Source organism: Pseudomonas sp. PB120, assembly GCF_009761815.1.
Lineage (GTDB): Bacteria > Pseudomonadota > Gammaproteobacteria > Pseudomonadales > Pseudomonadaceae > Aquipseudomonas.
In genome coordinates this window covers 125,551-140,616 of the sequence record NZ_RWIN01000038.1, presented here as the reverse complement: position 1 = coordinate 140,616, position 15,066 = coordinate 125,551, and the positions used below count along the sequence as shown (strand labels likewise).

General features: G+C 58.3%; 11 protein-coding genes and 1 pseudogene. 10 read left to right on the top strand and 2 right to left on the bottom strand.

All coding sequences use genetic code 11. From position 1 onward, the window contains the following. The first annotated feature begins 13 nt into the window (after window positions 1–13). The 10 genes from EJA72_RS06965 (at window position 14) to EJA72_RS06920 (ending at window position 13,706) form a co-directional block, all read left to right on the top strand. Window positions 14–1,381 (top strand): DUF1329 domain-containing protein, encoded by a 1,368-nt coding sequence (locus tag EJA72_RS06965; RefSeq protein ID WP_157710751.1) that lies wholly within the window; start codon window positions 14–16, stop codon window positions 1,379–1,381. Window positions 1,382–1,888: 507 nt separating this feature from the next. Next, on the top strand, window positions 1,889–3,673 hold the full coding sequence (locus EJA72_RS29480; RefSeq protein ID WP_306109989.1) for a LuxR C-terminal-related transcriptional regulator: 1,785 nt from the start codon (window positions 1,889–1,891) through the stop codon (window positions 3,671–3,673). A 133-nt stretch (window positions 3,674–3,806) separates the two neighbouring features. Then, window positions 3,807–5,159 (top strand): coniferyl aldehyde dehydrogenase, encoded by a 1,353-nt coding sequence (locus EJA72_RS06955; RefSeq protein ID WP_157710749.1) that lies wholly within the window; start codon window positions 3,807–3,809, stop codon window positions 5,157–5,159. Between the two features lie 27 nt (window positions 5,160–5,186). Continuing rightward, complete coding sequence (locus tag EJA72_RS06950; RefSeq protein ID WP_157710748.1) at window positions 5,187–6,272, top strand: Zn-dependent alcohol dehydrogenase; 1,086 nt, start codon at window positions 5,187–5,189, stop codon at window positions 6,270–6,272. Window positions 6,273–6,455: 183 nt separating this feature from the next. Beyond that, window positions 6,456–7,649, top strand: a complete 1,194-nt coding sequence (locus EJA72_RS06945) for an acyl-CoA dehydrogenase family protein (protein WP_157710747.1) — start codon at window positions 6,456–6,458, stop codon at window positions 7,647–7,649. Between the two features lie 10 nt (window positions 7,650–7,659). Next, window positions 7,660–8,802: an acyl-CoA dehydrogenase family protein gene (locus tag EJA72_RS06940; protein WP_157710746.1), complete on the top strand. Its 1,143-nt coding sequence runs from the start codon at window positions 7,660–7,662 to the stop codon at window positions 8,800–8,802. A gap of 417 nt (window positions 8,803–9,219) precedes the next feature. Beyond that, on the top strand, window positions 9,220–9,951 hold the full coding sequence (locus EJA72_RS06935; protein WP_157710745.1) for a GntR family transcriptional regulator: 732 nt from the start codon (window positions 9,220–9,222) through the stop codon (window positions 9,949–9,951). 135 nt (window positions 9,952–10,086) lie between these two features. Then, a complete protein-coding gene (locus EJA72_RS06930) occupies window positions 10,087–11,376 on the top strand; it encodes an MFS transporter (protein WP_157710744.1) in 1,290 nt (429 codons plus the stop codon). A gap of 28 nt (window positions 11,377–11,404) precedes the next feature. Further along, window positions 11,405–12,250: an amidohydrolase gene (locus EJA72_RS06925; RefSeq protein ID WP_157710743.1), complete on the top strand. Its 846-nt coding sequence runs from the start codon at window positions 11,405–11,407 to the stop codon at window positions 12,248–12,250. Between the two features lie 70 nt (window positions 12,251–12,320). Next, the gene (locus tag EJA72_RS06920) at window positions 12,321–13,706 is read left to right on the top strand and encodes a GntP family permease (RefSeq protein WP_157710742.1); all 1,386 of its coding nucleotides are present in this window, start codon (window positions 12,321–12,323) and stop codon (window positions 13,704–13,706) included. Between the two features lie 133 nt (window positions 13,707–13,839). On the opposite strand, the pseudogene EJA72_RS06915 reads toward EJA72_RS06920, so the two are convergent. Both EJA72_RS06915 and EJA72_RS06910 read right to left on the bottom strand, forming a co-directional pair. Beyond that, window positions 13,840–14,132, bottom strand: a pseudogene (locus EJA72_RS06915) (membrane-bound PQQ-dependent dehydrogenase, glucose/quinate/shikimate family); the annotation flags it as partial. A gap of 308 nt (window positions 14,133–14,440) precedes the next feature. Next, entirely contained in the window at window positions 14,441–14,965 is a 525-nt protein-coding gene (locus EJA72_RS06910) for a cupin domain-containing protein (RefSeq protein WP_157710741.1), read from the bottom strand. Window positions 14,966–15,066: the final 101 nt, after the last annotated feature.

Below are 15,066 nucleotides of genomic sequence, written 5' to 3'. Positions count from 1 at the left end.
GAGGATCCTGAACATGAACGCACGTTTTATTCTGCGCGCTGGCGCACTGAGTCTGTCGTTGCTGGCCAGTAGCGTCATGGCCGCCGTCGCACCCCAGGAAGCCGCTCAGCTGGGTACTACGCTGACGCCCCTGGGCGCTCAGAAAGAAGGCAATGCCAACGGCAGCATTCCGGCGTGGACTGGCGGTCTGAAACCCGGCGCGGCGCCCCTCGACAATGGTTTTCTCGGCGATCCGTTCGCTGGCGAGAAGCCACAGGTTGTGATCACCGCGGCCAATGTCGAGCAGTACAAGGACCAGCTGACACCCGGCCAGCTGGCGATGTTCAAACGCTACCCGGACAGCTACAAAATTCCGGTGTACAAGACCCAGCGCACAGCAGCTTCGCCACAGAACATCTATGACATTGCCAAGAAAAGTGCGGTGACCACCGAACTAACCCCTGATGGCAATGGCCTGCTGAACTTCGCGCAAACCCGTTATTATCCGTTCCCGATTCCGAAGAACGGCGTCGAGGTCTACTGGAACCACACCAACCGTTATCGCGGCGGCAACATGGAGCGCCAGGCGGCTCAGGCTGCACCGCAGACCAACGGCTCGTACTCCATCGTCGAGTACGACGACAAGCTGGCGTTCCCGCAACTGATGGAAGGCGTCGAAGCAGGGCAGGGCGACAACGTTCTGTACTACTACAAACAGGAAATCACCGCGCCTTCGCGCATGGCCGGCAGTGTGATCCTGATCCACGAGACTATCGACCAGGTCAAGGAACCACGCTTGGCGTGGGTCTATAATGCCGGTCAGCGCCGCGTACGCCGCGCACCACAAGTGGCCTATGACGGCCCGGGCAATGGTTCCGACGGCATGCGGACCGCCGACAACACCGACATGATGAACGGCGCGCCGGATCGCTATGACTGGAAGCTGGTCGGCAAAAAGGAGCTATTGATTCCGTACAACAACTATCGGTTGCAATCACCGAAGCTCAAGTACGACGACATCATCAAGCCGGGTCATATCAACCAGGACCTGACCCGTTATGAACTGCACCGCGTGTGGCACGTCGAGGCGACCTTGAAGCCGGGCCAGCGTCATGTGTATGCCAAGCGTGACATGTACTTCGACGAAGACACCTGGCAATTGGCAGAGGTCGATCACTACGACGGCCGTGGCCAACTGTGGCGTGTCGCGGAAGGTTATGCGCTCAACGACTACGAGCGCGGCGCTTCCAACTTCGCCATGCTCGGCATCTACGACTTGATTGCCGGTCGCTACAACGTGCTGGCGATGACCAACCAAGCCAAGCATGCAACCACTTATGGCATGACGGCGAAGATGACCGACTTCACGCCATCCGCGCTGCGTAACGCCGGCATCCGCTGAGCCGTTGTTTTCGCTTGACCCAACGCCCTGTTCACAGGGCGTTGTGCGTTCCGTCGGCTACCACCTGATGCGGGTGGCGTGCTTGCGACGGTCTCGCCCAATGATGGCATCCACACACCATCAGCGAGGTCCGCCATGTTTGTGCCACGGCCGCATTTGTGCGACGTACTTAAGCGCGAGCAGCGCCGCCTGCAACTGCTTTGCGCCCCTGCCGGTTATGGAAAAACAGCGTTGTTGCGCGAGTATTTGCGCGACGTAGCTGCGCCCGGGCGGGTGGTCTGGCTGAGCCTTGGCGGACAAGCGCAGACGTTGGAATCCCTGGGTTCGATGCTGACGGATGCCCTGGGATGGGTGGCGACTGATCCATCGCCTTCGCAGGCAAGCCAGCTCCTACAGTTGACCGCGTCCCCCTGCAGGAGCTGGCTTGCCTGCGACGAGTCCCTTACAGGCAATAAATCCTCAGCGGACTTGTCACTTCGATTGGTCTTCGATGATCTACCGTCGCAAATGCCAACGGATTTGAACCACTGGTTCGACCAGCTCCTGTCCCTCGACAACCCGCAATTGCAAGTGCTGGTCACCTGCCGCCAGCGTCCCGAATGGAACCTGCCGAAGCTGATGCTCAGGGGCGATTTGCTGGAGCTCGATACCAGTCAACTGGCACTGCGCCCTGATGAATTCGAGTCGCTGCTCAATCGGCTGGCGCCTAACGCCTGTACCGCCTCGCGGGAAACCCTGTGGCATCAAACGGCCGGCTGGTGCGCCGGGGTTCGTCTGCTGCCTACGGCATTGCTCGGCCCCTACCTTGAACGTGAACTGCTGTCGCGCCTGAGCGAAGAGCAGTGCGAGGTTCTCTTCGGCCTGGCCCATTTGTCCAAGGCCAGCGCCGTACTCTGCGAACAACTCTGGGAGGAACAGCAGGGCGCCCGGGTTTTCAAGAGCCTGCTCGACGCCCAAGCGTTTCTCGTTCCGATCGACCATCAGCCCGGCTGGTTTCGCTTGTTGCCCGCCGTGGCACAGTCACTGCAACAGCGATTGAGCGGCGCACCGTTAAATCGCCTGCGCTTGCGCGCCTGCCAGTTGCTCAGCGTTCTGGGACAAGTCGACGATGCGGTCGAGCAGGCGCTCAGCGCCGATCAGCCAGAGGTGGCCGCGAACTACATGGAGCGGTTGTGGCTGAGCTGGATCCTGAGCGAGCGCCATCTGGACCGTTTCATGGACTGGCGCGAACGCATTGAACCGCAATTGCTCCAGAGCAGTTCGCGGTTGATCTATTTGTGCGCCAAGGCCTTGCTCTTCAGTGGTCGCCTGGATGAAGCCGAGGAATGCCTGCAACGCCTCGGGCATTTTCTGCCACCGCCCGATCCGCACCGCAGTCAGCGTTTGCTGGCGAACTGGCAGGCTTTATATGGGACCTTGCAGGCGTTGCGTGGCCACGCCGAACAGGCGCGACTGCATTGCCATGCTGCCCTACGTTACCTGACCCCACAAGACTGGCTGTCGGTGCTCTTGTGCCATTGCACCCTGGCGCGCATCGCCATGAACACCGGCGAGCTGAACGAAGCCCAAGTGTTGCTGGAGCATTCCTTGGAGCTGGCCCGACGCCAGGGCAGTCGTGAGGCCGAGGTGCTGGTGAACACTGACCGGGTGCGTTTGATGCTGCTTCAGGGACAGTTGGGGTTGGCCCAATCGCTGTTGCGCATGGAGCTTGCGCAACTGACAGGCAACAGAACCCAGCCCTATCCTTTGCTCGGTCGCCTGATGTTCCTGCAAGGCGAGTTGCTGTTACAGCAAGGTCACCTTGAAGAAGCCCGGCAAGTGGTGCAGGACGGGCTTTTACAAGTGCGCGACTGCTGTGCGCCGTTCGTACTCAACGCCTATTTGCTGTTGTCCGAGATGGCTTCTCGCAACGATGAGGTCGAGCAGGCGCATCTGCTGCTGCACGAAGCCGAGCGGCGCATGCACTGGGGCAAGATTGACCGTGCGTGTTATCAACGTCCGATAGCCCTGCAAAAAGCCCGCAACCTGTCTCAGGAATTCGAGGCCGACAGCGACAAACCCCCGGTGGCGCATGTCAGCGGCGTGCCGGATTACCAGGACGGCCTGACGCCCCGAGAAGTGTCGGTGCTCAAGTTGCTGGCCGAAGGCATGTCGGTGCGCGAAGTCGGTCATCGCCTGTTCATTTCGGTCAACACCGTCAAGACCCACGCCAAGAACATCAACGTCAAGCTCGGCGCCTGCCGTCGAACCCAGGCCATCAACAGTGCCAAGGCAATGGGCATCCTGGCCTGAACCGGCTGGCTGAAAACGCCACCCACCTGATCCGGGTGGCGGCGCGGTGCGACCGATGATCAACCATGCAGGCAACCCCGACGCAAAGCTGCGCAATCGCGGTGGCGTCCAGACAACAACAAGAGAGGTATAGATGAGCGCCATCGAGAGTTGGACGAGCACGGACATCCGCATGGTTCTGGAAAAACAGCGGGCGGCCGTCCTGGCCAATGAACCCTGGACCGCCGAACAGCGCTGTGAGCTGCTCGATCGGTCGATCAGCTTGCTGGTCAATCACGAACAGGAAATCATCGACGCCTTGACGGCGGACTTCGGCCATCGCAGCCCGGGGTTCTCCAAGGGCAGTGAAGTGCTCTCGCCACTGGCCACCCTCAAGCAGACCAAGGCCGAACTGGTCGAGTGGATGCGTCCGGAAAAACGTCAGGCCCGCGCCGGTGAAGCCTGGGTCCAGTACCAGCCCCTCGGTGTGGTCGGTATCGTGACGGCATGGAACGTCCCTGGCTATATGGTGTTCAGCGGTCTCGCCGGTGCCTTGGCTGCCGGCAACCGGGTAATGATCAAACCCTCGGAGTTCACCCCGCACACCTCGGCCTTGATCGCGCGGCTGATCCGCTCGGTCTACGCCGAAGGCGAAGTGGCGGTGGTGCTGGGCGGTGCGGACGTCGGGCAGGCGTTTTGCGGCCAGCCGTTCGATCATCTGCTGTTCACGGGTGCTACCAGCATCGGCAAGAACGTGTTGCGCGCGGCGGCGGAAAACCTCGTGCCAGTGACCCTGGAACTGGGCGGTAAGTCGCCGACCATTATTTCTCGCACGGCGGACTTCAAGGATGCGGTGGCGAAGACAGTCGTTGGCAAGCTACTTAACGCAGGTCAACTGTGCGTCGCGCCGGACTACGTGTTCGTGCCGCGGGAGTCGGTCGATACCTTCATCGCCATTGCCAAAGCGGTAGTCGCCGGCTTCCTGCCGACGCTCAAGGACAATCCCGACTACACCTCGATCATTAACAGCCGTCACTACGAACGCCTGCAGGGCTACCTGAGCGAAGCCCGCGAGGCCGGTGTCGAGCTGATCGAATTGAACGCGGCCGCGGAAGACTTCAGCGACAGCAAGCTCAACAAAATTGTGCCGACCCTGCTGCGCGATCCTGGCAACGAACTGCAAGTGATGCGGGACGAGATTTTCGGCCCGCTGCTACCGATCAAACCCTACGACACCATCGCCGAGGTGATTGCCCAGATCAACGCGCGGCCGCGCCCGTTGGCCCTGTATTACTTCGGCAACGACGCCGCCGAGGAAGCCCTGGTGCTGACCCGTACCTGCTCCGGCGGCGTGACCCTCAACGGTGTGCTGAGCCATGCCAGCAGCGAAGGCCTGCCATTCGGCGGCGTTGGCCAGAGCGGTATGGGTGCTTATCACGGCATCGATGGCTTTCGCACCTTCAGCCACGCCAAAGCCGTGTTGCGCAACGTGCCGAATCCGGCCTAGACCCCATTCATTCTTGAGAGAACTGCCATGAAAGCTGCCGTATTCCACCAGGTTGGAGCCCCGCTGGTCATCGAAGAAGTGGGTATCAGCAAACCCGGTCCGCGTGAAGTGCTGATCCGCACCAAAGCGGTCGGTGTCTGCCACTCAGACCTACATGTCATCGACGGATCGTTTCCGTATCCTGGACCGTTGGTACTGGGCCATGAAGCGGCAGGCGTGGTCGAGCAGGTCGGCTCCGAAGTGCGTTCAGTCAAACCGGGCGATCATGTGGTCACTTGCCTGACGGTGTTCTGCGGCCACTGCGATCACTGTGTGACCGGCCACCTGGCGCGCTGCGTCTCGCCGGAAACCAAGCGTGGCAAGGACGAGGAATCGCGTCTGACCTACGTGCAAAAGCCGATCCCTCAGTTCGTCAACCTGTCTGGCTTTGCCGAACAGATGCTGGTGCACGAAAACGCCTGCGTTTCGATTCGTCGCGACATGCCGCTGGACCGTGCTGCGTTGCTCGGTTGTGCCGTGACGACCGGTACCGGCGCAGTATTCAACACCGCCAAGGTGCGCCCGGGCGAAACCGTGGCGGTGATCGGCTGCGGCGGTATCGGCCTGGCGGCCATCAACGGTGCGGCACTGGCGGGGGCAGGGCGGATTATCGCCATCGACATGCTCGATTCCAAACTGGAATTGGCCAGGCAGTTCGGCGCCACCGACCTGATCAATGGCAAGGATGGCGATGTCGCCAAACAAGTGATGGAGCTGACCCGAGGAGGTGTGCACCACGCCTTCGAATGCATCGGCCTCAAGCAGACCGCCGAACAAGCATTTGCCATGCTCGCGCGCGGTGGCACCGCCACCGTGATCGGCATGCTCAAGCCTGGGCTGAAAATCGAGTTGGACCCGCTGCAACTGCTGCACGAACGCCGCATCCAGGGTTCGTTGATGGGCTCCAACCGGTTTCCGGTGGACATGCCGCGCCTGGTGGACTTCTACATGGCCGGCAAGCTTAAGCTCGACGAAATGATTTCCCAGCGCATCAAGCTGGAACAGATCAACGATGCGTTCGATGAGCTGCGTCGTGGCGAGCTGGCGCGCTCGGTGATCATTTTCGACGAATGAAACCTTTGATTTGCCTCTGGCCCTTGTGGGAGCGAGCTGGCGCCGGGCGGCGTTCCGACGATGGTGGTGTGACATTCAGCCCGTTTTTCAACTGATACACCGCTTTTGCGGGCAAGCCCGCTCCCACAGGGTTTTTCGCAGCATTCAAATAAGTGCCTGACCTAGGGTTTCTGGAGTGTATTGATGGACATTGATTTTACATCGGACGAGCGCGCCTTTCGCAAGGATGTTCAAGGCTGGCTGCGCGACAACTTGCCGAGCGAATTCGCTGAGCGGATTTCCCAGGGCAAGCGTTTGAGTAAAGAGCATCAAGTGCAATGGATGCGAACGCTCAACCGGCAGGGTTGGTTGGCCCCAGGCTGGCCTGTCGAGTTCGGCGGTACCGGTTGGAACGATGTGCAGAAGCATATTTTCGATGAAGAATGCTTTGCTGTCGGCGCGCCTAAAGTGTCCTCCTTCGGCTTGAAAATGGTGGCTCCGGTCATCATCAAGTTCGGCACGGCCGAGCAGAAAGCAAGCTTTCTGCCGCGCATCCTCACCTGTGAAGACTGGTGGTGCCAGGGTTACTCCGAACCGGGCGCAGGCTCCGATCTGTCGTCATTGAAAACCCGCGCCGTACGCGAGGGCGATCACTATGTGGTCAACGGCCAGAAGACCTGGACCACCTACGCGCACTATGCCGACTGGATGTTCTGTCTGGTACGCACCGATCCGGATGCCCGGCAGCAGCGAGGGATTTCCTTTCTGCTGCTGGACATGAAGACCCCAGGCATCACAGTGCGGCCGATCATCACCCTCGATGGCGAGCATGAAGTCAACGAAGTGTTCTTCGACAACGTGCGGGTGCCGGTGGCCAACCTGGTCGGCGAGGAAAACCAAGGCTGGACCTGCGCGAAGTATTTGCTGACTCACGAGCGCACCAGCATCGGCGGGATCGCGCAGAACAAGGCGCTGCTCGGTCGCCTCAAACGCATCGCCAATCAGGAAGTCCGCGATGGCCGGCCATTGATCGACGATCCGCTGTTTCGGGCAAAGATCGCCGAAGTCGAGATGCAGTTGATGGCCGCTGAAATGAGCAGCTTGCGTACCCTGGCGGCGGTTCGTGATGGCGGCGTACCAGGCTCGGAGAGCTCGTTCCTGAAGATCAAGGGCACCGAGATTCGTCAGGCGATCACTTGGTTGGTCAGCAAAGCCGTCGGCCCGTATGCCTTGCCATTCATCGAGGACGAGCTGGGTTACGGCAACGAGGCGTTGCTGTACACCGACTACAGCAGCGCGGCCACCTACCAGTATCTGGATGCGCGCAAGGCATCGATCTACGGCGGGGCAAACGAGATCCAGAAGAACATCATCGCGAAAATGATTCTAGAACTGTAAGGGGCCGACCATGGATTTCAAACTGACAGAAGAGCAGCTGATGCTGCAAGACACTGCCGCAAGACTGGTGCGTGATACCTACGGTTTCGAACAGCGCGAAGCTTTCAGCCAGAGCGAGCCCGGTTTCAGCCGCGAGTTCATGCAGCAACTGGGTGACCTGGGCCTGTGCGCCGTTCCCTTCGCCGAGGTATACGGCGGGTTTGGCGGCAGTGGCGTGGAGAACATGCTGGTCATGACCGAACTGGGCCGTGGCCTATGCCTGGAGCCTTATCTGCATTCGGTGATTTTCGCCGGTGGCCTGATAAGCCAATTAGGCACCGAAACCCAGAAGGAAACGTTGCTTGCGCAATTGGGCAGTGCCAGTTTGCAGATGGCGGTGGCCGTGGAAGAGCCTCAGAGCCATTACCAATTACATGACGTACAAACAACTGCCGTAGCGGTGACGGGAGGCTGGAAACTCTCTGGCCGCAAGTCGGTGGTCGTCGGTGGCCAGAGTGCTGGGTTGATCCTGGTCTCGGCGCGCACCAGCCACGACTCACGCGACGAGCAAGGCATCAGCCTGTTTCTGGTCGATCCACAGGATAGCGGCGTGTGCCGCCGTACGTTCGCAACCATGGATGGACGCAAGGCCTGCGAGGTATACCTCGATGAGGTGTTCGTCAAGAGCAGCGCGGTTTTGGGGTCTGTGGGGCAGGCCTTGCCGGCGCTTCGTTACCAGCAGGGTCGCTGCATCGCTGCGCAATGCGCGCAAGCCGTGGGTAGCATGGAAGCCGCGTGCGCCTTAACTCTCGACTACCTGAAAACCCGCCAGCAATTCGGCCAGGCGATCGGAAAATTCCAGGCATTGCAGCACCGCATGGTCGATATGCGCATCGAACTGGAACAGGCCACTTCAATGACCCTGTACGCGGCCTGTGTTGCTGATCAAGCCGACAGTGAAGAGCGCAGTCGGGTTTTGGCTGCCGCCAAGTTCATTGTCTGCCGCGCCGCCCGCTTCGTCGCTGACCAGGGTATTCAGCTACACGGCGGCATCGGCCTAACTTGGGAATACATGCTGTCCCACCATGCCAAGCATTTGTTAATGGTGGACCGTCAGTTTGGCGATGACGATCACCATTTGCAGGTGTTTGCGAACTTGATGCGGGTGACGTGACTCGCTGCGCACCACTTGAGCATTTTATGAGCGAGCCTGCTTGCGATGAGTTAAGCGGCTACAGCTGCCCATCGCATTCCTCACCAAGCTCGTTCAACAGTTCTTGTGAAGCACGGCATCAAGTGAGCAAATGCAGGGTCCACAGTTGTTAGGTTTAAAGTGTAAATTGGGCCCTGAAAGGGCCCTTTTTATTGCCGATAGTTAATGGCATTTCACGACAGGAAAATCTGCTTGGGATTTTGAAGGGATTGGGGAAGTCGACAATGCGAATCTCAGACCTGGCTTGAAGGCTTGCTTGGGCGATGGTTCCCCATTCGTCAGCAAGAGGCCGTGTCCCTCCTTGACAGCCAAGTCGTCTGGGGAAATACTCGCCACAAGATTCATATAGATGACTAGATAACAAGGTGAATAAAGTCGATGAATTCTCTATCCAGTGATGTTCGTCTGCCGCTATACCAACGCTTGCGTGACCAGCTGGCAGAGCAAATTGCCAACAATCGCTGGCGTCCGGGAGAGGCCATTCCCACCGAAGCCGCGCTTTCAGCGGAATACCAACTGTCCACTGGCACCGTGCGCAAAGCGGTCGACGCGCTGGTCAGTGAGGGCATCCTGGAGCGGCAGCAAGGTCGAGGCACTTTCATTCGCCGGCCGCAGTTTCAATCGTCACTGTTTCGTTTCTTCCGTTTTCAAACCGCTTCCGGTGAACGCCAGGTGCCGGAGAGTCGCATCCTGTCCATCGAGCCGGTGGCCGCGCCTTCGGCGGTGGCCCAGGCGTTGGGCCTGCCTGTCGAGTCGCCGGTCATTCGCATAGTCCGGGTTCGTCTACTTGATGTTCAGCCGGTGCTCGCCGAAGAAATCTGGCTGCCGCGCAACCGCTTCCAGCCGCTGCTTGAGATCGACCTCAGCCGCAAAGGGCCACTGCTTTATCCGATCTACGAAGAAGTCTGCGGGCAGGTCGTCGCCTATGCCGAAGAAACACTGACCGCTGAATCCGTGAATGACGTGCATGCGCGGTTACTGCAAGTCCCGATCAACAGTCCGGTGGTGGTGATCGAGCGTCTGGCGCGCGATTACGCCGGTACACCGCTGGAGTGGCGTCGCTCACGTGGGCATGCCGAGCACTTTCGCTACAGCGTGGATATTCGCTAACCCTGTGCCTGGGTAGCGGATCACTCAGCGACGGCTCAGGCGTTGCTGATTTCATTGTTTTGATTGCCATGACTGGCCCGTAGCGGCGCGGTGTGTTCTCGGCTGCGTCCCGTTTCACCTATAAGGATAAGAATCATGTTTAGCTGGTATCGCCAAGTCACTCCTCGGGAGCGCAAAACGTTTTGGGCCTGCTTCGGCGGATGGTCGCTCGACGCACTGGAAGTACAAATGTTTGGCCTGGCGATTCCGGCCTTGATTGCCGCCTTTGCCCTGACCAAGGGCGACGCGGGGCTGATAAGCGGAGTGACCCTTGTCACTTCGGCCATCGGCGGCTGGGTAGGGGGGACATTGTCCGACCGCTACGGTCGGGTGCGTACGCTGCAGTGGATGATTTTGTGGTTTTCTTTTTTTACCTTTCTCTCCGCGTTCGTGAGCGGCTTCAACCAGCTCTTGATCGTCAAGGCGCTCCAGGGTTTCGGCATCGGCGGCGAGTGGGCAGCCGGTGCAGTATTGATGGCCGAAACCATCAATCCGCAGTATCGCGGCAAAGTGATGGGCACCGTACAAAGTGCCTGGGCCGTGGGTTGGGGGCTGGCCGTCGGTGTGTTCACACTGATTTATTCCTTCGTGCCGCAGGACATGGCGTGGCGCGTGATGTTCCTGGTCGGGCTGCTACCGTCGTTCCTGATTATCTGGGTGCGTCGTAATGTCGAGGAGCCCGACAGCTACCAGCGTCTGCAAAAAGAAAACGCCATCCCGCAAAGTTTCTTCAAATCCCTGGCCGGCATCTTCCGCCCCGAATTGATCCGCGTAACGCTGTTCGGTGGTCTGTTGGGGCTGGGTGCGCACGGTGGTTACCACGCGGTGATGACCTGGCTGCCAACGTTCCTCAAGACTGAGCGCAATCTGTCCGTACTCAACTCTGGCGGCTACCTGGCGGTGATCATCTTTGCGTTCTGGTGTGGGTGTGTCGTCAGCGGCTTTTTGATCGACCGTATTGGCCGACGCAAGAACATCGTGCTGTTCGCGCTTTGCTGTGTCGTCACTGTACAGAGTTATGTGTTCCTGCCGCTGACCAATACCCAGATGCTGGTCCTGGGGTTCCCGCTCGGCTTTTTCGCGGCCGGTATTCCCGCGAGCCTTGGCGCGCTGTTCAACGAGCTGTACCCGGCGGATGTACGCGGTGCCGGTGTGGGCTTCTGCTACAACTTTGGCCGAGTGCTTTCAGCGGTGTTCCCGTTCCTGGTCGGTCACATGAGCGACTCCATGTCTCTTGGGTCTGCGATTGGTATCGACGCGGGAATTGCCTATGGCGTGGCGGTGATCGCGGCACTTTGTCTGCCGGAAACCCGTGGACGCAGCCTCGAAGCTTCCAGTGCGTCGGTGCCAGTAACGGTCAACGGCAACGAGAGTGCGCGGGCCTGATGCCCTTTACCTTCTATAGATGAACGCTATGACTGACACCTGTTCTACGCCGATCACCGGCATCGACTCCCATGCTCATGTGTTTAGCCGTGATCTGAATCTGGTCGGTGCACGCCGCTATACCCCTGACTACGACGCCACGCTTGAGCAGTATCTGACGCACTTGCACGCTCATGGTCTGAGTCATGGCGTATTGGTGCAACCGAGCTTTCTCGGTACTGACAATAGCTACTTGCTGGCGGCGTTGAGGCAAGCGCCGGATCAGTTGCGAGGCGTGGTTGTGGTGGAACCAGGCGTCAGTCGCGCCATGTTGAATGACATGGATCGCCTGGGCGTAGTCGGCGTTCGCTTGAACCTGATGGGTAAGGCGTTACCTGATTTTCGTAACAGTGCCTGGAGAGAGTTTTTCAGCCACATTGCTGATCTTGACTGGCACGTCGAGTTGCATCGGGAGGTAAAGGATCTGCCGGGACTGATCCATCAATTGACGCCGTTCGGTTTGAAGTTGGTGATTGATCACTTTGGTCGGCCGGATGCCAATTCGGGCGTCGATCAGCCCGGGTTTTGCGAGTTATTGGAGTTGGGATCGAAAGGTTCGATCTGGATGAAGGTATCGGGAATCTATCGTTTGGGAGGTACGCCGCAACAGAACATCAATTTCGCTCGAATGGCATTGCCGCTGCTGGAACAAAGTTTCGGCCTTCGCCAGTTGGTGTGGGGCAGCGACTGGCCGCATACGCAGCATGAGCAAAGCATCGGTTTTTGCACCGTAGTCGATCAGTTAAAAGCCTTGGAGTGTTCGACGCAGGTTAGCGATTCGCTGCTGGTGCAAGTCCCTAGAAGGTTATTCGGCTTTGCAAAAGGCAAAAGCTGAGACTTACGCCTGCATTCACAGATGTCCATTCATTTCACCCATTTTAATAAATACCTACCGAGATCCTTTCATGACTCCCTTAGATATAGACCTCTTACTGACCGCATTGGTGAGCGTCCTGGTGCTGGTGGGGCTCATCGTGTCGCGTCTCAAAATGCACCCGCTCCTGGCCTTGCTGGTGGTTTCCGTGGGCGTTGGCTTTGCAACCAGTATGGAGCCAGAAGCCATCGTCTCCCACGTGATCACCGGCGCTGGAAAGACACTGGGGGCAGTAGGGGTCGTCATCGCGCTTGGAGCGATGCTGGGCAAAATTCTTGCTGACGCAGGCGTCACAGAGCAGATCGCCGAGGTCATCCTCAAGCGAACATCGGATCGGATGATCCCTTGGGCCATGATGATGGTTGCATTTGTAATTGGCATTCCCATGTTTTTCGAGGTGGGCCTGGTGATCATGCTGCCGCTGATATTCAGCGTGGCGCGAAAGCTGGAAAGCCAGGCTCGCTTCAAAGGTTCAGCGTATGTGTATGTGGGTGTTCCGGTGATTGCGGCACTTGCAGCCATGCACGGGATGGTACCGCCGCACCCTGGCCCCTTGACGGCCATCGCCGCGCTCAAAACCTCGGTTGGGCCCACAATGCTCTATGGCTTCCTTGCGGCTATTCCTGCAATGATTTTAGGCGGCCCGCTTTATGGCGCATTCATTTCGCCGCGCATGAGCACTCGGCCCGATCAGGTTTTGCTGGATCAGTTCACCCTGGCTGAAAAAGCCGACGATCAACCACGCACCAGCGTATGGCTTGGCGTGCTGGCAGCCTTGCTACCAGCGATCCTGATGTTGATTCATGCCGTCGCTGAGATGGTATTACCCAAGGGCAATGCGATCCTGAACATGGCTGGTTTCTTGGGTAATCCCCTGATCGCCATGCTCCTGGGCGTGCTGTTCGCAGGGGCAAGTCTGGTACTCGCGCGGGGCGGCGATGCGGGACAATTGCGCGAATCCCTGGGCAAGAGCCTCAAGCCAATCGCCTCAATCATCATGATCATCGCCGGTGGTGGTGCCTTTCAGGAGCTGCTGACCAGCGCCAAGGTGGGTGATGCCATTGTGCACCTGACTCAGCAGTCTGCGTTCCCTCCGCTGATCCTGGGTTGGTTGATCGCGATGCTGCTCTCGGTATCTACCGGGTCTGCCACTGTAGGTATCGTGGGTGCTGCCGGCTTGCTGGCGCCGCTTGCAGGTGCTGATCCCAGTCTCAACCTGCCTCTGCTTGCCTTGTCCATAGGCTGCGGCTCGCTGTTCTTCAACTATGCCAACCATGCGGGCTTCTGGATGGTAAAGGAATCCTTCGGTATGACTATGGGCGAAGCGACCAAGACCATTTCGGTGGTTCAATCCATCGTCGCCGTGGTCGGCTTGATTGTGGTGTTGCTGTTGAATGCGGCTGTCACGGTGATTTGAGTCAAGCAGCGCACGGCTCAGCGACCGTTGAGTTCTGGCCGACCAAGTGATTTTCGTTTGAGTACAAAAGGGCCCTTCAAGGGCCCTTTTTATCGGCGCCAGGAATGAGCGGGCAGGGCACCACTTTTCAGGCTTTTGGTGATGAAGTTCTTGGCACGGTTCGCCTATAGAACGGCAGGCGCGACTTCCAGATTTATTCGCCATTGCCGCTATTGAACGCGCGCAGGTAAAAGTCCGGAGTGCCCGCGATGAAGATCAAGCCACCATGAGTCGACAGACCGATCTTGATCGGCAGGTGCATGCGGATGCCAGCGGTCCTGTGTCTTCAACGGTACCGACTGGAACTTGCCCGGTGACTTTCTGCGTCTTCATATCAGTGGCCGTCAACGTGCCGAACGGTGGCGCCTGGCAAGGAATGCCGGCCACGCAGCCACTGGGTGATTTAGGTTTGAGCCGCGAACTGAGGCTGAGTCAAATATCGCCGGGATTTGAACGCTCTAGTCGGCGATTGGTGAATTGGCTCTGAGCCTTTGGTTTAAGGAATAGCGCTGAGCGGCTGAGGGCGAAAGGGTTCGGTGAAGACTGATAACCATGCCGGTGATTGTTGAAAATGTCCAAGGTACAAGTTCCGCCCAGACACATCATTTAACATAATATACATTACACGTAACATCATGTTTCAATATTAGCCCCGTTGCACGCAGATCTCACAGAGCCCGTTTCCATCCAGTCCCTCATCCCAGCGTCAATTTTTCAAACAGCGCCGAATGCTCCGCAAACTGCTCACTGAGCTTACGCCGACTGCCCATCTCCATGTCCGCAAAATCAAACCCTGGTGATACCGCTTCACTGATCAATCCGAATCCCGTCGTTCCATCCATAAGCCGCGAAGCTTTCCAGACACCGCCAGGTACATGTAGCTGCAGACATTGCCCAGCGGCAACGTCGCTGCCCATCATGACCGTTTCCAATCTGCCGTCCGGAAAAATCAGGCTGTATTGGATAGCGTCACCCAAATGGTAGTAATGCATGATGTCCGACCGATTCAGATGAAAGTGCCCGATCGGTGAATCACAGGTCAGCAGATAATAAATGGAGCTCATCAAGTATCGTGGACCGCCCGGGGTTTGGGCCGTTACCTGATGATCCGTCTGAAAGGTTCGACGGTAGTAACCACCTTCAACATGAGGTTCGAGGTTGAGTGCGGTGATCAGGTTTTGAGCATTGTGTGCGTTTTCGTTGCCCGTACTGGTTGCCATATTAAGAGCCGTCCACTGTCCAAAAACTCACCAACGAAAAGGCTGGCACTCTTCATTTGAATACGACCTTTATAACTAATACTTATAACTACGCTAAACAT